The organism is Herbaspirillum sp. YR522, from assembly GCF_000282575.1.
Lineage (GTDB): Bacteria > Pseudomonadota > Gammaproteobacteria > Burkholderiales > Burkholderiaceae_D > Herbaspirillum.
Genome location: NZ_AKJA01000131.1, coordinates 1 through 20,517, shown reverse-complemented (window position 1 = coordinate 20,517; position 20,517 = coordinate 1). Strand labels below are relative to the sequence as shown.

Genomic DNA, 20,517 nt, shown 5'->3' with positions numbered 1-20,517 from the left:
GGGCTAGCGGTTCTGCCACACCGCCGCACGCTTGTCGAGAAAGGCATTGACACCTTCCTTCTGGTCCTCGGTATCGAACAGGTCGACGAACAATTCTCGCTCGGTTTGCAAGATCGTACCCAGCGGATTGTGACGCGCGCCCTGGATCAGTTTCTTGCTGGCCGCCACCGACGACGGGCTCTGCTTTTCGGCTTGCAGCGCCAGCTCCAGCGCACGCGCCCGGGCTTGCCCACGTTCCACCACTTCTTCCACCAGGCCGATGCGCAATGCCGTCTCGGCGTCGACCCGCTCGCCGCACAGGATCATGCGCTTGGCCCAGCCCTCACCGACCAGCCACGGCAGGTTCTGGGTACCGCCGGCACATGGCAGCAGGCCCACCGCAGCTTCGGGCAAGGCCATCTGTGCCTGCCGCTCGGCGATGCGCAGGTCGCATGCCAATGCGCATTCGAGACCGCCGCCCATGGCGTAGCCGTTGATGGCGGCGATCGATACCCCGCGAAACGCTGACAAGGCCTCGAAGGCCTCGCCAAAGCGACGCGCCATGTCCCGGGCGCGCGCCCGGTCGCCGTCGGCGAACAGTTTCAGGTCGGCGCCGGCCGAGAAGAATTTCTCGCCTTCGCCAGTCACCACCAGCGTGGTGATGTTGCGGTCGGCATCGAGCTCGCCGAGCAGGCGGGTGAGATCGACCAGCGCCTCGCGGGTCCAGGTGTTGGCAGGCGGGTTGGCCAGCGTCAGCACGGCGGTGTGATTGATTCTTTCCAGCTTGAGGTTGGTATAGGTGTTCATGGTGTCTTTCAATCAAGGCAAGGTCAGCGGATATGGTCGAGGTTGTCACTTCCCAGCAGCTGGCGCGATACGATCACGCGCATGATCTCGTTGGTCCCTTCCAGGATCTGGTGCACACGCACGTCGCGGAAGTAGCGTTCCAGCGGATACTCGCGAATATAGCCGTAGCCGCCATGCAATTGCAGCGCCTCGTTGCAGACCTTGAAACCGAGGTCGGTGGCCAGTCGCTTGGCCATGGCGCAATAGGTGGTGGCGTCCGGCGAGGCGGCGTCGAGCTTGGCGGCGGCCAGTCGCACCATCTGGCGCGCCGCGACCAGTTCGGTCTGCATGTCGGCCAGCTTGAACTGCAGTGCCTGGAAGTCGGCAATCGGCCGCCCGAACTGGCGCCGCTCTTTCATGTAGCCGTGCGCCGCGTCCAGCGCCGCCTGCGCGGCCCCCACCGAGCAGGTGGCAATGTTGATGCGCCCGCCGTCGAGCCCCTTCATGGCGAAGATGAACCCCTCGCCCTCGCTGCCCAGCAGATGATCGGCCGGCACCTTCACATTGTCGAAATTGATGGTGCGGGTGGGCTGGCTGTTCCAGCCCATCTTGCTTTCCTTCTTGCCATAGTTCACGCCCGGCGCATCACCCGGCACCACGATGGCCGACACCCCGCGCGCGCCTTCGCCACCGGTGCGCGCCATCACCACCAGCACGTCGGTGGCGCCGGCACCGGAGATGAAGGCCTTGGCACCGTTGAGGACGTAATGGCCATCCACCAGCCTGGCACTGGTCTTGAGCGACGCCGCGTCCGACCCCGAACCAGGCTCGGTAAGACAGTACGAGCCGATGCGGCGACCGCTGGCCAACTCGGCGCACCAGTGGGCCTTGATCGCCGCCGTACCCCATGAGGCGATCATCCAGCTGACCATGTTATGGATCGTGAAATAGGCCGCGGTCGAGGGACAGGCGCGCGCCAGCTCCTCGAAGACGATGGTGGCGTCGAGCCGCGACAGGCCCAGCCCGCCCGCTTGCTCCGGCGTGTAGAGGCCGCAAAAGCCCAGTTCGCCAGCGCGGGCGATCACATCCACCGGAAAGTGCGCCTGCTCGTCCCACTTGGCCGCGTGCGGCGCCATCTCGCCTGCGGCGAAATCGCGCGCGCTCTGCTGGAAGGCCAATTGATCCTGGTTGAGTTCGAAGTCCATGCTTGTCTCCTGTCGGATAGGAATTGTTATTGTCGCCGCCGATGCAGCCGGGCAGCCGTCGCTCAGCGCCCAGATTAACGGAAATCGCGGGGCCGGGTTGTCGCGCGGGCGACATTGCCGATCCGGGCAGCGAAAAAGGCGGTACGGGGAGTTTTCGCTCAGGAACAACGCCTACCGGCACCTCCGGCACCTCGGCCACTGCGCGATGAACGTCAACCGCAGCGGCGTGGGGTCATTGCGCCTCTACGGCTCGATTCCTTGAGCCGTTACGCCATCGCCTGCCAACGTGCAAGCGTTACAAGGTCATGCCCAGCGGCTGCATGCGGCCGAAGTCGCTGCGACCCAGCAACGCCTGTGCAGCGCTGTCGGCAACGCCCGACAGCCGCCCTTGCCGTGCATAGGAATAGGCCAGGTCGCCACCGATGGCGGCCATGTCGCTGGCTCCGATGTGGGCCGATGGCATGGCGTAGAACATGCTCCAGCGATCTAGCCCGGGAACCTGTTGGCGCGCCAGGTCGAAATACCCCACCAATTGCCTGAAGTCGAAATGCTGTACTGCCTTGTTGAGCGTGATATCGAAGGAATTGGCATCGTACCCGGACGAATCCTGCAGGATAAGCTGCAAGGTCGACAGGTCGTGCGATACCCGGTCGGGATACCAGGTGTCGTACCACCCCTTGAGGTTGATCCCCTCGTCCTGGCCGGTCATTAACATCAGGTCACGCCCATCCTTCTTCAGTTGCAGGTCGGCATAGCCGATGCCGCCGCCCAGCGACATGACTTTCTGCTCACCCTTCATCAGGTAGAGGTCGTCCCGGCCATCGCCGCGATTGAATGCAATGATATCCTCCAACCACGAGGTGGTCAGGATGTCGTCACCGGCTCCTCCGATCAGCAAATTCCTGCCGGCGCTGTAGTTAAGCACATCGTCACCGTTGCCGCCGAACAGCAGGTCGTTGCCGGCGCCACCATCGAGCGTGTCATTGCCGTCGCCGCCATGCAGCGCAGTGTTGCCGCTGCCGGCGATGATGACGTCATCTCCGCCCTTCGCATACACGGTGCGCGCACGCGTATTGTCGAGTCGAAGCTCGTCGGGTCCATTCGTGAGCGCCATGGCATAGGCGTCCAGCAATGCATCGGGTGACCAGCCTACGGCGTCGGCAAACCGGAACTGCGCCGGCCTGGCGCGTTCGTCCACGAAGAAGCGCGCGATACGCACGCTGTCATTGTCGCCGTACTCGACCACCAGGTCGCCGTCCAGCCGCTTGAGTCCCCGCAGCTGGGTCGACCGGATATCGCCGAAATGGATGACATCGCGATTCACGCTCGCCCATTGGTGCCCCTCCCGATAGATCTCCAGCGTGTCGTTGCCGGATCCTTCCAGCAACAGATACGTGTCGTTGCCGGCACCGCCTGCCATCCAGTCGTGCCCCGCGTCCCCGAACAGCAGATCGTCTCCGCTACCGCCATAGAGCCGGTCGAAATGCTTGCTGCCGATCAAGTGGTCGTCGCCCGCCCGACCATACAAGGCGTTCCAGCCATGGGGGCTGCCGATGAGCTTATTGTCGAGCCAATTACCTACGCCAGCGACAAAACCGGCGCCCAACGGGCGCGGGCCGAAGGTCAACGTCAGGTTTTCGACCTGATAGGCCAGCGTGTGGCTGACACTGGCGTTGACGGTATCGATACCGCCGCCGGCACGTTCGATCACCACGTCATCATCGTGGTCCACCCGATACTGGTCGTCGCCAGCCCCCCCGATCAAGCGGTCGGCGCCGGGCCCGCCATCGAGCGTATCGTCGCCGATGCCGCCGTGCAGCACGTCGGCACCCTCGCCTCCCTCGAGCACATTATCGAGGTCGTTGCCATGGATCACGTTGTCCTGGGCGTTGCCGCCACCGCGTTGCGCACCGCCCTGCAACAGCAATTGCTCGATATGCCCGGACATGACGTGGTCGACAGTGGCGATGACGGTGTCATGGCCCTCGCCTTCCCGTTCGACCAGCCGATCGCCAGCATCATCGACCAGGTAAGTGTCGTCCCCCTGGCCGCCCAGCATGCGGTCGGCGCCGCGGCCCCCATCCAGCAGGTTATCGTGGCGGTTGCCGGTCAACTGGTTGTCGAGCGCATTGCCGACGGCGTGCCGTGGCCCAGGCGATTGGGCATCCTGCCCGGCGCCGGGCTCGACCAACACCAGGTTTTCGACATGGTCGGCCAGCTGGTAGCCATCGATGGCCGAACGCACGGTATCGGCACCTTCACCCTCCAGTTCCACCACGGTGTCACCCGGCTCGAGCAGAATGTAGGTGTCGTCGCCGGCGCCGCCGACAAGAGTATCGGTGCCTGCCCCGCCGTCGAGCGTGTCATTGCCGTCGTCGCCGTGCAACTGATCGGCGCCGGCACCACCCGAGAGCAAGTCATCGCCGAGGCCCCCGAACAGCGCATCGGCGCCGTCGCCGCCGTAGAGCAGGTCGTTGCCCGCGTCGCCCGACAGGACGTCACTGCCGTCTTCCCCGAACAGCAAGTCATCGCCATCGCCGCCGAACAGGATATCGTCACCGGCCTGCGCCATGAGCATATCGGCGCCTTCCCCACCCCACAGCAGATCATTGCCGTCACCGGCGAATATCGTGTCGTTGCCCGTGCCGCCGGCGACCACGTCGTCATGCGCACCGGCATGCAGGGAATCGTCACCGCCGCCGCCTTCGATGACGTCGTTGCCCTGGTCATCCAGCACCATGTCGTTACCGTCACCGGCCACGATACGGTTGCTGCCGGTGGTCCCCAGCAGCATGTCTTGCTGGTCGCTGCCGATGACTTCGCTGGGCGCGGCATATGGTGCCCGGGCGATGACCTCGCGGGTTCCATCAGGCTGCATCGCCAGTACTTGGCCGGTGCGCTCGAAGGCGGCATCGGCGGCCTGCAAGGTGCTGCCGTCGGTCATCGTCACCTGCGTCATGCCATGGATGATGTTGCCTTGGGACGTGGCAAACCTGCCGTCGCTGGCCAGCGATACCTGCGCAATACCTGCCTGGTCCAGCGACATCACCTCATGCGGTTCGGACTCGCCGTCGCCATTGTCGTCGCGCCAGACACTCAGGCGGCCCCAGATGGCATCGCCCGCGTCGATCTTGCCGTCCACATTGCTGTCGAATCCGGCCAGGCCTTCCAGATCGGTCTGCGCGCCCGGTACGTAGTCGCAGAAGCTCAGTTCGCCGCGCCCGCTGATCTTGCCGTCGCCGTTGGCATCGAGCGCGAGCAGGCCATCGCCGGGCGAAATCCAACCCAGCCGGTAGCGCCATCCGTCGTCTTGTATCTCGTAGAACGCCCGGCTGGCACTGGCCGCTTGCAACTCGATGCCATTGCGGTCGAGATCCAGCACGATCGGATTCTCGAAATATCGCGGCGGCTCCCAGGGCGGCATCTTGATCACCACCATGGTCGAGGCGACCTGTCCGTGGCTGTCGGTGACGGTCAGCTCGAACGCATCGTGCGGTGCCAGGAACGCTTTAACACGCGGTTCATAGGCCCAGGTACCGTCGTTTTCCAGCGTGACCCAGCCCAGTCGGGTGCCAAACACCCGCGGCGCCTTGTCCCGGACGTAGGCGCGCAATCGCTCGTCGTAGCGCACGCCCCAGGCCCAGCTATGTCCACCCGGCCACGGTTGCGGCGTACTGTCAAAGCCCGGGACGTGCACGCCATAGGTCAAGGTCCCATCATCGGGATCGACGGCCGTCAACTTCCCACGTCGCGAATCGACATAGTCGACAGGCGTCGGACGATCGACGGATGGCGTCCACACCGGCACCGTCATTACCACTTCGTTGGTGTTGGTATTTCCGTCGTATAGCGTACCGTTGGAATACACGCGGTCATATCCATAGATATGGCGCTTCACATGCCCGTCACTGACGATCACCGGCGCATCGTTGACCGGCGAGAAGGTGATCACCACCTCGCCTTGGCTGGTACGACCGTCGTCGTCGGCGACGGTGTACGAGAATCCCGCATCGCGGCCCCAGTAATTGGCATCGGGCGTGAAATGCACCACGCCGTGCTGCAGGCTGGCCGCGCCGTGCCTGGCGTCGCCCACTGCCGTCATGCGCAAGCGGGAACCATTGGCGCCCCCCAGCGTGTCGTTGGCCAATAGCACGCTGGCCAGTATATGGATGGGGATATCCTCGATGGCGTCACTGATATGGTCACGGCCCGGCTTGAGGTGCGACAGGTCGGCGGTTTGGGTGACGATCATCGACAGCGTGCCATTGCTGCTCTCCACCACGATGCCGCCTGCCGTCGTGTGGGTGCGGGTACCGACGCGGTCGGCTTGCAGCTCGGGGCTGGCCATCTGCCTGGACTGGCCGTGCTGTTGGTAGCGGCCCAAGGTGTAGTGCAAGCTCGTCACACCGCGCTGCCGCAGGCCAACCGCCTCGCCGGCATCGACCGTACCGTTGCCGTTGACGTCTTGCCACACGCGCAAGTGCTCGAAGACAGGGTCGGCCGGGTCGATCACACCGTCGACATTGGCATCGATCCAGCGCAGGCTGGCCAGGCCCTTGGCTGCGTCGGCCACCATGCCGTTGGAAAACAGCTCGCTGCCGTCCTCGATGAAGCCATTACAGTTACGGTCCAGCACCAGAAAACCGTCGCGCGGGTTGAGCCAGGCGGTGTTCTTCAGGAAACCGCTGCCGTCGATATCGAAGTAGACGCCGTTGGCGTGCTTACCCACGAGTTGCAATCCGTCGCCATCGAGATCGAGCATGACGGGTCGCCAGCCCTGTGTGGCGACGTCGATGCCGATGGCTGGCGCCAGCTGGTTGTTGCGCTGGGCGCGTTGCAATTCGGTCAGGCCCGCTTGCGGGTCGTTGTACTGCGCCTGGCGCCAGGCCGTATCGCCTTCCCAGCGCGCAGCAATGGCTTCTCGGCCGAGCGCCGAATAGATGAACTGTTCGTTGAGACTGCGAAAGAATTCCGGTGTACCCGGCGCCGCATTGGTGGGTCGCCCGTCACGATCATAGCTTAGGCTGCGCTGCTGCCCGGTCACCGGGTCGATATCGTGGATCATGCAGCCATGGGTGCTGAACTGGAGACTGGGAAGCCGATTGGCCACCAGGCCCAGGTGGGCGTCCGGGTTCTTGGACTGGGCGTCGTTGACGATGGCGAGCAAGGCGTCGAGATAGTTCTGCAGGTAAGAAGCGGCAATGCGATCGCCGCCGCCGATGGACCAGCGCACATCGATGGCCACGCTGCCATCGGTGGCCCATTTATAGCCCGCAATCGCCGATGGCAGGTCCTGGTCCTTCGCCATGCCGGTGACCACCCCGGCAATCGCCAGGAACGGCGCTGCACCAGGGAACACAAGCGCCATCGCCGCCAGCGTGGCGCCCAGGTAGTCCTTTTTCGACAGGCAATACGCCAGGTTGACATAGGACACGGCGGTGCTGACCTCGGTTGCCGTAGCGCTGGCCGAGGCCGCTTTTTTTCGGGCGATGTCCTGCGTTATGCCGGCGGCCGCCAGTGCCGGCGACTGCTGTAGCGCGCCGGCATAGGCCGCTGTGCTGTAGCGGACCAGGTTGGCACCGGCGACCATCGTGCCCATGGCGTCACCGTTGCGGATGTTCTTCTGCAGGTTGATCAGGCTGGTGACCGCACCAACGGCGGAATTGGCCACCGAGAGCACCGTATTGGCAGGGTTGACCGCTGCCAGCGTATTGATGCCGGCCACGGTAATCGGCAAAGGCTTGCCATCCTGGATGGCGCGCACCAGGCTTAGCAGATTGATCGTCACGCCGACGCCATAGGCGACGTTGCTGGCGATCGACTCCGGCGACAATCCGATCCTGGTGCCATCGGGCTTGTACAGCGTGGTCTGCCGGGTGCCGGTGGTGGAGTCGATCTCGGTGCTGCCATATTGGCCGTCGCCGTAGACCGAAAAAGCCCGGCCGTCCTTGAACACTACGCCGACCGAAGTTGCCCCATCTGGCGTGACCCTGCCGATGAAGTCGCCCCGATGGTCGACCAGGATGTATTTACCGCGTCCGTCGCTGGCGAGATGCGCATCGGGATATTTATCCAATAGTGTGTTCCAGGCTGTGGTGCGCTCGCTGGCGTCTGAGTTAGTGACGCCGTCCGCTGGAATTTTGTCACTGGAGGTGCCTATGTCATCCAGCTTGGGCAACTCGGGCTTGCCAAGGCCAGCCAATTGCATCGCCGTGGAGAAACCGCCACGGCTCCAGGTGTAAAGGTCGAAGTTATCGTCAATATAAAATTCGATGTTGTTGGCGATCCTCCTGGAAACGTCTACATCGGCGGGGCCTGAATGACCTGAATCCTCGCTGGCGAGGCTACCGCTCTTTCTCTGATATGCGGACGGCAATCCGTTAATTCTCTGTCCCTCACGAATGAAATTGGGATCACATATTTGCGGATTAACGGCTTTCAAGTCGTCCAGATTCCATGCATGACTCTGGGCAATCCTCCACAGCGTATCGCCTTTTTTTACCTCATACGTATCGGCACCGATGGGAACATCGACAGCGACACTAGCTGAGTCAGCATTGAAGACAACCTTCATTTTCTTATCATTCGGGTCCAGCAGCAACTTGGCACTTGGCACTTGCTCTGCCAGGGGTACCTCGTTCACGGCCGGTAGTTGATCATGAAATTGATCATTAATCTTCAGTCCTATCCCGAAACTGTCTGTCAGTTGTCCAAGAGACCACTGACCGACCGCACTTTCCTTTAGCGTCTTGTCCCATAGCTTTTCAGAAAAATAAGATGCGCCCGCGCTAAAAGTCACGCCAAAAAGTGCGCCACCGAGCACGGAGCCAAGCGGGCCCGAACCAATAAAAAAACCTCTCCCCATCAAAGTCCCCAATGGGGCGAATGCCAACCCGAATGCCGTCGAAAAAATTACTTTTGCGACAGTATTAGCGTCATCGCTTTTAACTGCCAACGTGATCTTGTAGGCGTCGTAGCCGTGTGCCGCCACGACTTTCGCACCCGTCACCGTTGCTAGCTGTACCGGGATCGCCAGTCGGGTAGCCAGGTCTTCCAATTTGGCTGCGGTCCTAAAAGCTTCCAGAAGAGCCTGCTCTGCCATTGACGAAACTGCGGCACCTGTTTTTCCGAGACCACCGAAAAATATGTCCACTGACAGTTCTTTCACCGGTTTCAATTCATGATCATCTTTGGAGTCAATGGCAGCCATTATTGCCTCTTAAGGTTTTTGATTGAGAAAATTTGAAAAGGTCATGTAGAAAAAAAAAGGGGTCGCAGAAAGCGCGCAAGATACCAAAAGAGGCTGCAACAATAGAAAAGTTATTGAACTGATTTTTGCGCTATAGATCTGGACCGACCATAAACAAGAACTGCAAGGCGATGCCCAAAAAAAACCCAGCAACATCGTGGTCAAAGGCAAACCAAAAAATGTCATAAATATCAATCTTGCTTTTGTTCGGTCTTTAGGTTTCATATTGGCTTTGTAACCACAAAGAATTTTTAAACGTAACGCGGGCCATCCCCACGACCAACCAGCGAACCAGATAGCCATCACAAAGGTACCCCATGCGCAATACAGCACTACCACCTGAGCTGGAAACGGATCGGCCCGCATTAACGCGCCGACTTCTTGAGCACTTCTCAACCCACCCATAAAGGGCATCGCCCACGTCACCAACTCCCGCCCCCACTGCGGCGTCGGCAAGAAATACGCCGCAAAGAACAAGCCATAGCCGATGCCCGCAAATGCCAGCGCACCCATATAGATCGGCCGCCAGGGCCTGGATTTATCGATCAGTTTCATGTGAACTCACGACATATTGATCTTTATTGATTCGCACCATCGATGGACAGCACGCATCGCATCGATGCCGTACAAATCCAGATGCACATCGGCTGTAGTGAAGGCAAGGTCTTCGTCATCATTGTCATTGCCCAACGACCGGCATTTGACGCCCTTTCACCATGGAGGTGATGATCCTAAGCGTTTCGGCCAGCAGCGCCTGATGACCATGCTGCGCATCTTGCGGATCCAGGGGGAAATAGACCAGCGCCAGTTCTTCGTTACTCACCGGTTTTCGAATCGTGAGTGCCATGGCATCAGTCGTCGGGCAATACCAATCCAGGCAAAGCGGATTTCCAGCTTGGGGCGCTAGTATCAGGAGATGATTCACCGATGATGTCTTCGGAAACAGGTCCTTGACGGTGGGATCCGAACCGTAGCAGTCTGGAATAATCGGCTTCATCGAAGCCGCAATCCCTTTCTCGGCGAGCAATCGCGGCAAGTTCTTTTGCATCGTGTCGCGCAGACTCGTCCTCTTGCGCGCCAGTGACTCGGCGAGCTTGGCCATGCCTTCACCATTGCCCAGGTCATACTCGTCAATCAACGGGACATCCAGGTACAGAATGTTAAGTCCGGCCACTTCAACCGGAACGCTGCGAGGCTTGCGCAAAATATCAGGTCCGGACGTACAGCCGGCAAGCACCACGGCGACAATGAGGAGCGGCAATCTGAAATACATGGTTTTCCCAGGAAACGGTTGACATTGGCCACCCGTAAAAAGGGCGCGCCGTGCAAACGAGATACAAAAGATAGGCCGGGCCAGGCGAGCGATCGCGTCACGTTCCTGTTTTTTCTTCAGTGGACTTCTTCGTAGTGACCATCGAGGAAATAACCCTGTCCATTTCGGCTAGCAGGCCGTTGTGGTTTCGACGGGCATCCATTTGTTCCTCAGCCATCACCATCAAGGCAATCTCTTTTTTATCCAGGGGCGACATCAGGCTCAGGCTGACCTTATAGGCCGTCTTGCAAGACCCATTGAAGCAATGAGTCACCGAAGACTGCGGTGTAATGAGCAATAAATGATTCGAACCGCTAGTGGTAGGGAACAGCTCTTCCAGCGATGGCGGCGCCACTCCCGGGACGGGATTGATCGCCCTCGCGATTGCGGTGATCCCGTGCTTTGCCAACAGAGGCGGCAACTCGGCCGCGATGGCATCGCGCATTTTGTCAGGTCCAGCCATCGACGAGTACAGCCGCTGGGGATGACGTAACGATGCGGGCCTTTCGTCAGCCCTGACCATGGGACCATTGACGAACAGGATATTGAGTCCGCTGACTTGCACCGGCAATGTCGACGGCTTGCGAATGATGGTTGTCGTTGCCATGCAGGCTGACAGGCACAGGGCCGTCGCCAACGCGGACAGGCGCATGAAGAGTTGCATTGGATGTTTCGATCCCGGGAGCAAGAAAGGCCGCATGAGGAAAATCGGTCTACCGGCGGCAGTGAGGTATCCGACAGTGTCGTCGCGACCTTCCCCATCGACTTGATCGCCACAACGCCAGATTCTTGACGAACCAGAGCCACATCGCCATCGTCACTTTTGCGATAACAGCGCGTACTCTATAAGTGAATTTTTGACTTTTCGTCGGTACGTGAAGAAGGGACTGGCCTAAGCAAGTTGCGCGCCGGGCGCAAGACGAACCCGGTGCAGGTGATCGGGAAAGTGGAAGGAGTGAACTGCAGTCCCGACACCAGCGCCATGGCGAGGCGCCAATGACGTCAACCAGCGCCGACGATGCAACACGCGACGCGCGGCATGCCGGCCCGCGAACGGCCGGCATCACGCGAAGTAAATATCGGAATCCAATCGGCAATACGGCAATGGCGGTATGCAAGCCGCCGGTTGCAATGATCCAGCCACGGCGGCAGGACCGATAAGTGAGCGCTCACCCAGGTCACAGGCTGCATGGTGCCGCGCCGCCTTCTACGGTTGGCGGGTGCCGGCAACAGCCTCAGCTGCGGGACGGATGATGATTGCGTTCTCTGGAATGTTGTTCCGGATAGTACCTGCCATTACCGCGCCGGATACGACGCATCACTGCCAGGAACCTCGACCATGGTAATGGTCCTTGCAACAATCTCCGCCTGTCGAATTGCTGTGACTGAAGTCTATCCGGGTCCGCCCTTGCCAAGGAAATACCGATTGGGGATAGGGTCATAAGTAAAAACGATGGCTAGTCGAAGCGGCGTGTAAATTCCTGTATGCTGCGGCTGGCCGTGCGCAGGGGCGCTGCGGTACTCAATTCGACGCCGATCCACGGGGCGCAAGGATGCAGATGACCGAACCGACAATCCACCAGATGGAACCCGACAGCGCGGTCTACAAGACGCTGCTCGAATCGACCAAGGCGATTCCCTGGAAGATCGACTGGGCCAGCATGAAGTTTGCCTACATCGGGCCGCAGATCGAGGCCTTGCTGGGATGGACGCCCGAGAGCTGGGTCACCGCCGAGGACTGGGCCATGCGCATCCATGCCGAGGAGCGCGAGGCGGTCGTCAACTTCTGCATCTCGCAGTCCAAGGCCGGCGTCGACCACGAGGCCGACTACCGCGCCCTCACGCGCGACGGCGAACATATCTGGATTCGCGATGTGGTGCACGTGGTGCGCAACGCCGATGGCAGCCCCAATGCCCTGATCGGCTTCATGTTCGACATCACCGAGCGCAAGAAGACCGAGGCACGCCTGATCGAACTGCAAAAGGAACTGGAAGTACTGTCCTATCGCGACGGCCTGACCAACGTGGCCAACCGTCGCATGTTCGATTCGGCACTGGAAGTCGAATGGGCCAATGCGGTCAACAATCGCACGCCGCTGTCGCTGATCATGCTCGATATCGACTATTTCAAGCAATTCAACGATCACTACGGGCACATCCGCGGCGACGAATGCCTCAAGCAGGTGGCGTTGCTGCTCGAGAAATCGGCCACCCGCACGCGCGACTTCTTTGCCCGCTACGGCGGCGAGGAGTTCGTCCTGATCCTGCCCGAGGCCGATGCCAGGGCCGCACTGCAGGTGGCGCAACGCTGCCGCAAGCTGGTCCAGGACGAAGCCATCCCGCACGCCAAATCGCAAGTGGCCGACGTGGTGACCATCAGCGTGGGTGTGTCGACCATGGTGCCGTCGAGCCAGGACCACCGCATCGCCTTCATGGAGCAGGTCGACCGCCGCCTGTACCGGGCCAAGCAACTGGGCCGCAACTGTATCGCTGTCGACGAGTAAAGTGTACCTGTCTGCCGGCGGCGGCGATCGATACAATCGTCGCCTAACCTGCCGGGAGACCCGATGTCCGCCACCTATCACTACCGCCTGCTCAACGTCTTCGCCGAATCCACCTTCGGCGGCAATCCCCTGTGCGTCTTCGAAGACGCCCGCGGCATGGATGACGCCACCATGCAAGCGCTCGCGCTGCAATTCAACCTGTCCGAAACCACCTTCATCCTGCCCTCGACGGTGGCGCAGGCGCGCGTGCGCATCTTCACCACCGGTTACGAAATGCCGTTTGCCGGCCATCCCACGCTGGGTTCGGCCCATGTCGTGCGCGCCTTGCTGGGCACCGGCGACGCCCTGAGCCTGGAATTCAAGGCCGGCGTGGTACCGGTCACTGCCGATGGCGACGTCTGGCGCTTCGTGGCGCCTGCCGCCGGCGGCCCCCGGACCGCGCCTTCGCCACTGCCACCGGCGCAGGTCGCCGCGCTGCTGGGCCTGGCCGAACAAGACCTGGCCGCCGCCCCGATGTGGGTCGACACCGGTGCCGACCAGTTCCTGGTGCCGCTGGTGTCGGTCGAGGCCGTGCGCCGCGCCCGTCCCGACAGCGCCACGCTGGACCTATGGCCACAGAGCAGCCTGGGTCGCAAGACCGCCTATGTGTTCGCCTTCGATACCCGGCAAGCGAACCATGTCGAGGCCCGCTACTTCTTCACCAAGCAAGGGGGCGGCGTGGCCGAGGACCCCGGCACCGGTTCGGCCTGTGCCAACCTCGGTGGCTGGCTGGTCGCCACCGGCCATGCGCTGCCGGCCCGTTATACGGTCGACCAGGGCGCGGCGGTGGAGCGCCCTTCCCTGCTGCACCTGGCCGTGAGTGCCCAGGGCGCCATCGAAGTCGGCGGACGGGTCATCGAACTGGGACGCGGCAGCGTCACGATCGAGGCGCCGGGGCGCAGCCTGCTGGCTTGATCCCGGTGCGTGGTGCCGGCCTGCCTGGCGCTACGCGCCCTCGGCCGTCAATGGCAGGATCAGGTCGTGCAACCAATCCATGAACAACGCCAGCCGCGCCGGCACATGCCGCCGGCTGGCGTACAGCAACGACACCGCCATCGGCGCCGGGCGATACGCCTGCATCACCTGCACCAGCGCGCCCTGGGCCAGCAGGTCGCGCTTGGCCGCACCCACCAGCGGCAACTGGATCAGGCCCAGGCCGGCCTGGCAGGCGGCATCGTAGGTCTCGGTGCTGTTGACGGTGATGTTGCCCGCCATCGGCACGAAATGGGTCTGGTTGCCGTCGTGCCATTCCCAGCCCGGTGAGCGGCCTCCCAGCATCTGCCGGTAGTGCACCAGCCGGTGCCGGGCCAGGTCGGACAGCGTATGGGGGACGCCGTAGCGCGCCAGATAGCGCGGGCTGGCACAGTTGACTTGCACCAGGTGCCCGATGCGGCGCGCCACCAGCGACGAATCGTCGAGCGCGCCGGTGCGCAGCACGCAATCGAAGCCTTCGCTGACCAGATCGACGCGCCTGTCGCTGGCCGACAGCTCGATTTCGAGCTGCGGGTGGCGATCGAGGAAGTCCGGCAACGCCGGCAGCACCACCTCGCGTGCCATGGCGCTGGACATGTCGACCCGCAGTCGACCGGTCAGCGATTGGTCGCCGCCACGGAACATCCCCCGCAACGACTCGAAGTCATCCAGCAACTCCTTGCTGCGCCGGTATAGGGATTCGCCATCCGGCGTCATCTGCACCCGCCGCGTGGTGCGCTGGAGCAAGCGCGTGCCCAGCATCTGCTCGAGCTGCTGCACGGCCAGCGACACGGTGGCATTGGGCAGCCCCAGCTGGCGCGCGGCGCCGCTGAAGCTGGCCAGCTCAGCCACGCGCTGGAAAATCTGGAGCGTATCGAGTTGGTTCACGTCGTCCTTGATTATTATTCCAATTTGAAAAGTCTAATATAAAACTTCTAATTTATTAACATTTTTGTGCTCAATATACTGTGCTCCGTGGTCAGGCAATTCCGCTTCCCTACTTAACCGAGCAACCAAGGAGCCTTACATGAACCAAGCCTCATCTTCCCCTGCTGCAACATCGTCCCGCATCGCGCTGGTCACCGGCGGCAGCCGTGGACTGGGCAAGAACGCAGCACTGCACCTGGCGCGCGACGGCGTCGGCGTGATCCTGACCTATGTCAGCAACCAGCAGGCCGCCGAGCAGACCGTGGCCGAGATCGAGGCTGGCGGCGGCCGTGCGCTGGCGCTGCGGCTCGACCTGGGCGACAGCCGCAGCTTTGCCGCCTTCGCCGATGTGGTGCGCAGCAGCCTGCGCGATAGCTGGGGCGCCGAACGCTTCGACTACCTGATCAACAATGGCGGCATGGGCATGCACGCCAGCATTGCCGAGACCACCGAGGACGTGTTCGACCAATTGTCCAATGTGCACTTGAAAGGCACATTCTTCCTGACCCAGGCGCTGTTGCCGCTGATCGCCGACGGCGGTCGCATCATCAATACGTCCAGTGGCCTGGCACGTTTCTCGTTGCCGGGATATGCCGCCTACGCAGCCATGAAAGGCGGCATCGAAGTATTGAGCCGCTACATGGCCAAGGAATTCGGCGCCCGCGGGATTGCCGTCAACACGGTCGCCCCGGGCGCGATCGAAACCGACTTCGGTGGTGGCCGGGTGCGCGACAACGCCGAACTGAACGCCTTCGTGGCCAGCCAGACCGCACTGGGACGTGCCGGTCGCCCGGACGACATCGGTGCGGCCATCGCATCGCTGGTGAAGACCGAGAACGGTTGGATCAACGCCCAGCGCATCGAAATCTCGGGCGGCATGTTCGTTTGATGTGCTTCCGGTGATCGTGGGCGGTGCAACGCCGCCCATCCGTGGACTCGCGTTTCGCGCCAGGCTGCCGACGGCGCGTCCGCGCGGTCCACGACGGCGTCCCAAAACGCCGACGCATCCGGCTCCACGCCTTACACTCCTGACGCTTGCAAAGCCCCTCCACACGTGTTGCGGATTGTATTGTGCTCGGGTAACATCGCTCGGCGCTGATCTAGAATATTTTCTAATAAAGTTTCGCCAAACATCAGTCACGGTTCGATCCAACGGCGCAATCCAATGGTCTGACCAATATCGTCCGGCGCTGTCACGGCAACGACGGACGCATTGATCGCGGGCGGCGAGCTTGATCGGCACAGGACCGATAGCGGGCGTGCGAAGGCAGCCATGCCGTTATACGAGAATTCACCCATACGGCAAGCGACGTCGACGTCGTGGAGTATTTAGAGGGGGCGGTATCAGAACTCATTTGTTTGGCGATCGGGCGAGGCGTTGGCGCTCGCGTGCGCGCACGCTGCTGCTGGCGATATGCGGTGCATGCATGGGCAGCGCCGCCCTGGCCGCTGCCCCCGGGCCCGACTGCTCCCGCTCGTTCACCCTCGCATTGCACGATCATGGCCTGCTTTATTCGGCCGCCACCGACACCGGCATCGACCGCGATTTCGCCGATGAGCTGATCCGCCGCAGCGGCTGCAAGGTCAATGTCAGCCTGATGTCGCGGGCGCGGATATGGCAATTGATCGAGTCCGGCGCGCTCGATTTCAGCCTGTCGGGTATCAGCAACCGCGAGCGCGAGCAGTACGCCAGCTTCGCCTGGTACTTCAGCAACAAGTACTACCTGCTGGTGCGCAGGGATTCGGGCATCGTCCGGCTCGAGGATGTGGCCCGCAACGAGCAATTCCACCTCGGTGTCATCCGCAGCTTCCGCTACAGCGATAATGCCAACCGCATGGTCGACCGCCTGACCCTGGCCAATCGTGTCAGCCTGGCCGGCGGGCTAGAGCCGCTGTACGAGGCGCTGATGCTCAACCAGATCCAGGGCATGATCATGGAGCCCTTCGATTATCCGGTGGTGCAGGAAAAACGCATCCGCGAGGTCACCTCCATCATCGGCTTCAACGATCCGCCGGTGCCGCACGGCCTGATCATGTCCAAGAAGGCCCTGGCGCCGACCGAACAGGACAAATGGCGCGCGCTGGTCGATGGCATGCTGGCCGATGGCACCGTGCTGCGCATCTTCGAGAAATACTTCACGCCGGAACTGGCGGCATCGATGGTCGAGGTCAAGCCGTGAGCTGGGTGCGCATGATCCTGCTGCCGCTGCTGATCCTGGCCAGCGGCCTGGGCGTGACCTGGATCGCCTGGGATCACGAACGCGACGCCGCGTCCAAGGAACTGCATGCCCAGTTTGCGTTCGCCCTGCGCGAGACGGTCAGCCGCATCGAACAGCGCATGGCGTCCTACGAACAGATGCTGCATGGCGTGCAGGGACTGATCGCGGCCACCGGCAACATCGATCGCCAGAATTTCCACGACTACGTCAACGCGCTCAACCTGGACGCCAACTTCTCCGGCATCCAGGCCATCTGCGTCGAGGAATGGGTGCCGCCGTCCGCGCTGGAGGCGCATGTCGCCCGCATGCGCGCCCAGGGCATGGCCAGCTACGAATTACGCCCGTCCGGCCAGCGCGAAGGCTACGCGCCGATGGTATTGCTGGAGCCCTACATCGGACGCAACCGGATCGCCTTCGGGTTCGACCATTGGTCCGACCCGATCCGTCGGCGTGCCATGGAAAAGGCGCGCGACTCGGGGATGGCGGCCATCTCGGGCAAGATCACGCTGGACCTGGACAATGGCCGCCAGACCGAACCGGCGTTCCTGATGTTCCTGCCGATCTACGAGCGCGGCAAGCCCCAGGGCACCATCGCCGAACGGCGCGCCAGCCTGGTCGGCTGGGTGCATGCGGTGTTCCGGATGAACGATGTCATCGCCAGCCTGTATGGCGAAAACACCCGCGGCATCAATTTTTCGCTCTACGACGGGGTCGAGCCGACACCGGCGGCGCTGATGTACCAGTCGCATGTCGAGGAGCTGCAAACGGCACCGGCGCGCATCAGCTCCACCGAATACCTGGTGGTGTCCAACCACCATTGGACGCTGGCCATGCGTTCGCTCGACAGCTTCGCCGGCCAGTTCGGACGCAATGCCGAACACCTGATCGCCGCCACCGGCGTGGGCATGAGCCTGACGCTGGCGTTGCTGGTCTGGCTGATGATGTCGAGCCGGGTACGCGCGGTGCGATTGGCCCAGAAGATGACCAGCGAGTTGCGCGCCAGCGAAGAACAGTTCCGCGCCATCGCCGATTGCACCGTCAACTGGGAGGTCTGGTGGGGCCTGGACGGCCGTCCGCGCTGGATCAACCACGCCGTGCGCGACTACACCGGCTATGGCGTCGAGGAGTGCCTGGCCATGCCGGACTTCATCGGCACCATCGTCCACGGCGACGATGTCAACCGCATCCGCGCCGAGCTGGCGCGCTGCATGGATGGCCAGAAGCGCGAAGACGTCGAGTTCCGCTGCGTGCGGCGGGATGGATCGATCTTCTGGCTGGCGCTGTCGTCGGCGCCCATCACCGATGCCCAGGGCACGCTGACCGGCTTTCGCACCAGTAGCCGCGACATCACCGAGCGCAAGCAGGTCGAGTCCGAGCTGCGCATCTCGGCGGTGGCCTTCGATTCGCGCGAGGGCATGTTGATCACCGACGCCAACAGCCGCATCCTGCGCGTGAACAAGGCCTTCACCGAGATCACCGGCTATACCGCCGAGGAGATCATCGGCAAGCACCCCAAGATGCTGCGCTCGGACCGTCACGGCCCGGCCTTCTTCCAGGAGATGCGCGAGAGCGTGCGCCGGTTCGGCAAATGGCAGGGCGAGATCTGGGACCGCCGCAAGAACGGCGAGGTCTATCCAGAATGGCTGACCATCTCGGCGGTCAAGAACAAGGACGGCAACGTCACCCACTTCGTCAGCACCCACCACGACATCAGCGATCGCAAGCTGGCCGAGGAACGCATCCGCGAACTGGCCTTCTTCGATGCCCTGACCCGCCTGCCCAACCGCACCCTGCTGCTGGACCGCCTCAAGCAGGCCATTGCCTTGTCGGCCCGCAGCAAGACCTGCGGCGCGTTGCTGTTCATCGACCTGGATCACTTCAAGACGCTCAACGACACCGTCGGCCACGAAAAGGGCGACCTGCTGCTCAAGCAGGTCGCCCAGCGGCTGGCCTCGGCGGTGCGCGACAACGACACCGTGGCCCGGGTCGGCGGCGACGAATTCGTGGTGGTGCTGGAAAACCTGAACGAACATCCCCAGGAAGCGGCCAACCAGACCAAGGCCGTGGGCGAGAAGATCCTGGCATCGCTGGGCGAGACCTACCAGCTCGAGGAAGTCGAGTACCGCACCACGGCCAGCGTCGGCGCCACCATCTTCCAGGCGCGCCAGGCATCAGTGGACGAGCTGATGAAGCAGGCCGACCTGGCGATGTACAAGGCCAAGGAAACCGGGCGCAATGCGCTGCGCTTCTTCGACCCGGCGATGCAGACCGTGGTGCTGGAACGGGCAGCGTTGGAAGCCGGCCTGCGCAAGGCCATCGAAGGCGGCCAGTTGCTGTTGCACTACCAGGCGCAGGTGGTCGAGGGCGGGCGCGTGATCGGCGCCGAGGTGCTGGTGCGCTGGCAGCATCCGCAGCGCGGCATGGTGCCGCCGGGCGACTTCATCCCGCTGGCCGAGGAAACCGGACTGATCCTGTCGCTGGGCAACTGGGTACTGGAAACGGCCTGCACGCAATTGGCGCTGTGGGCACGCCAGGCGCATACCGAGCACCTGGTCATCGCGGTCAACGTCAGCGCGCACCAGTTCCGCCAGGTCGATTTCGTGCAGACGGTGCTGGACGCCATCGACCGCACCGGCGCCAATCCGCGTCGCCTCAAGCTGGAACTTACCGAGAGCCTGCTGGTGGACAATGTCGAAGACATCATCCAGAAAATGTTTGCCCTCAAGGCCTATGGCGTCGAGTTTTCGCTGGACGATTTCGGCATCGGCTATTCGTCCCTGTCCTACCTCAAGCGGCTGCCGCTGAATCAGCTTAAAATCGACCAGTCGTTCGTGCGCGACGTATTGATCGACCCCAACGACGCCTCGATCGCCAAGACCATCGTAACGCTGGCCCAGAGCCTGGGCCTGGGCGTCATCGCCGAAGGCGTGGAGACCGATGCCCAGCGCAGTTTCCTGGCCGATGCCGGGTGCCATGCGTACCAGGGCTATTTCTTCTGCCGCCCGGTCGCGGTAGAGGTGTTCGAAAAATTCGCACAGGACTTCGACCCCCGATTCACGCCTGCATAGGACATCCGACATGACCGATATCGCCAACAAATGGCCCGCCAAGCACCCTGACCGTATCCAGCTGTATTCGCTGCCCACGCCCAATGGCGTGAAGGTATCGATCATGCTGGAAGAAACCGGCCTGCCCTACGAAGCACACCTGGTCAGCTTCGAGACCAACGACCAGATGTCGCCCGAGTTCCTGTCGCTCAACCCGAACAACAAGATTCCCGCCATCGTCGACCCCGACGGTCCTGGCGGCCGGCCGCTGCCGCTGT

Annotated in this window: 13 protein-coding genes and 1 pseudogene; 6 read left to right on the top strand and 8 right to left on the bottom strand. The window is 62.3% G+C overall.

Going from position 1 to position 20,517, the window contains the following annotated elements:
• Window positions 1-3: 3 nt before the first annotated feature.
• The 7 genes and pseudogenes from PMI40_RS18190 to PMI40_RS18170 form a co-directional block, all read right to left on the bottom strand.
• Window positions 4-786, bottom strand: a complete 783-nt coding sequence (locus PMI40_RS18190) for an enoyl-CoA hydratase (RefSeq protein WP_008118367.1) — start codon at window positions 784-786, stop codon at window positions 4-6.
• Window positions 787-809: 23 nt separating this feature from the next.
• Window positions 810-1,970 (bottom strand): acyl-CoA dehydrogenase family protein, encoded by a 1,161-nt coding sequence (locus PMI40_RS18185; RefSeq protein ID WP_008118365.1) that lies wholly within the window; start codon window positions 1,968-1,970, stop codon window positions 810-812.
• Between the two features lie 295 nt (window positions 1,971-2,265).
• The gene (locus PMI40_RS18180; protein WP_040502372.1) at window positions 2,266-8,046 is read right to left on the bottom strand and encodes a cadherin-like domain-containing protein; all 5,781 of its coding nucleotides are present in this window, start codon (window positions 8,044-8,046) and stop codon (window positions 2,266-2,268) included.
• Between the two features lie 318 nt (window positions 8,047-8,364).
• A pseudogene (locus PMI40_RS24630) lies at window positions 8,365-8,544 on the bottom strand (LysM domain-containing protein); the annotation flags it as partial.
• Between the two features lie 645 nt (window positions 8,545-9,189).
• Window positions 9,190-9,774: a hypothetical protein gene (locus PMI40_RS24110; protein WP_008118361.1), complete on the bottom strand. Its 585-nt coding sequence runs from the start codon at window positions 9,772-9,774 to the stop codon at window positions 9,190-9,192.
• A 124-nt stretch (window positions 9,775-9,898) separates the two neighbouring features.
• Window positions 9,899-10,492 (bottom strand): hypothetical protein, encoded by a 594-nt coding sequence (locus PMI40_RS18175; protein ID WP_008118359.1) that lies wholly within the window; start codon window positions 10,490-10,492, stop codon window positions 9,899-9,901.
• Window positions 10,493-10,589: 97 nt separating this feature from the next.
• Window positions 10,590-11,195 (bottom strand): hypothetical protein, encoded by a 606-nt coding sequence (locus PMI40_RS18170; RefSeq protein ID WP_040502370.1) that lies wholly within the window; start codon window positions 11,193-11,195, stop codon window positions 10,590-10,592.
• 895 nt (window positions 11,196-12,090) lie between these two features.
• Between PMI40_RS18170 and PMI40_RS18165 the strand changes: the two genes are divergently transcribed.
• Window positions 12,091-13,035, top strand: a complete 945-nt coding sequence (locus PMI40_RS18165) for a sensor domain-containing diguanylate cyclase (protein ID WP_008118356.1) — start codon at window positions 12,091-12,093, stop codon at window positions 13,033-13,035.
• Window positions 13,036-13,098: 63 nt separating this feature from the next.
• Window positions 13,099-13,989: a PhzF family phenazine biosynthesis protein gene (locus PMI40_RS18160; RefSeq protein ID WP_008118354.1), complete on the top strand. Its 891-nt coding sequence runs from the start codon at window positions 13,099-13,101 to the stop codon at window positions 13,987-13,989.
• 30 nt (window positions 13,990-14,019) lie between these two features.
• Here PMI40_RS18160 and PMI40_RS18155 read toward each other — a convergent pair whose 3' ends face one another.
• Entirely contained in the window at window positions 14,020-14,934 is a 915-nt protein-coding gene (locus PMI40_RS18155) for a LysR family transcriptional regulator (RefSeq protein ID WP_008118353.1), read from the bottom strand.
• A 139-nt stretch (window positions 14,935-15,073) separates the two neighbouring features.
• Here PMI40_RS18155 and PMI40_RS18150 point away from each other — a divergent pair, with 139 nt between their 5' ends.
• The 4 genes from PMI40_RS18150 to PMI40_RS18135 all read left to right on the top strand — a co-directional run.
• Window positions 15,074-15,862 (top strand): SDR family NAD(P)-dependent oxidoreductase, encoded by a 789-nt coding sequence (locus tag PMI40_RS18150; protein WP_008118351.1) that lies wholly within the window; start codon window positions 15,074-15,076, stop codon window positions 15,860-15,862.
• Window positions 15,863-16,400: 538 nt separating this feature from the next.
• Complete coding sequence (locus tag PMI40_RS18145; RefSeq protein WP_008118349.1) at window positions 16,401-17,153, top strand: ABC transporter substrate-binding protein; 753 nt, start codon at window positions 16,401-16,403, stop codon at window positions 17,151-17,153.
• Window positions 17,150-20,260, top strand: a complete 3,111-nt coding sequence (locus PMI40_RS18140; protein WP_040502369.1) for an EAL domain-containing protein — start codon at window positions 17,150-17,152, stop codon at window positions 20,258-20,260. Before PMI40_RS18145 ends, PMI40_RS18140 begins: the two co-directional genes overlap by 4 nt.
• Window positions 20,261-20,270: 10 nt before the next feature.
• Window positions 20,271-20,517 (top strand): glutathione S-transferase N-terminal domain-containing protein (locus PMI40_RS18135; protein WP_008118344.1); only part of this gene is annotated, 247 nt, incomplete at its 3' end.

Coding starts and splice junctions, on each gene's coding strand:
- PMI40_RS18190 (WP_008118367.1), bottom strand. CDS start 786: ATGAACACCTATACCAACCTCAAGCTGGAAAGAATCAATCACACCGCC.
- PMI40_RS18185 (WP_008118365.1), bottom strand. CDS start 1,970: ATGGACTTCGAACTCAACCAGGATCAATTGGCCTTCCAGCAGAGCGCG.
- PMI40_RS24110 (WP_008118361.1), bottom strand. CDS start 9,774: ATGAAACTGATCGATAAATCCAGGCCCTGGCGGCCGATCTATATGGGT.
- PMI40_RS18175 (WP_008118359.1), bottom strand. CDS start 10,492: ATGTATTTCAGATTGCCGCTCCTCATTGTCGCCGTGGTGCTTGCCGGC.
- PMI40_RS18170 (WP_040502370.1), bottom strand. CDS start 11,195: ATGCAACTCTTCATGCGCCTGTCCGCGTTGGCGACGGCCCTGTGCCTG.
- PMI40_RS18165 (WP_008118356.1), top strand. CDS start 12,091: ATGACCGAACCGACAATCCACCAGATGGAACCCGACAGCGCGGTCTAC.
- PMI40_RS18160 (WP_008118354.1), top strand. CDS start 13,099: ATGTCCGCCACCTATCACTACCGCCTGCTCAACGTCTTCGCCGAATCC.
- PMI40_RS18150 (WP_008118351.1), top strand. CDS start 15,074: ATGAACCAAGCCTCATCTTCCCCTGCTGCAACATCGTCCCGCATCGCG.
- PMI40_RS18145 (WP_008118349.1), top strand. CDS start 16,401: ATGGGCAGCGCCGCCCTGGCCGCTGCCCCCGGGCCCGACTGCTCCCGC.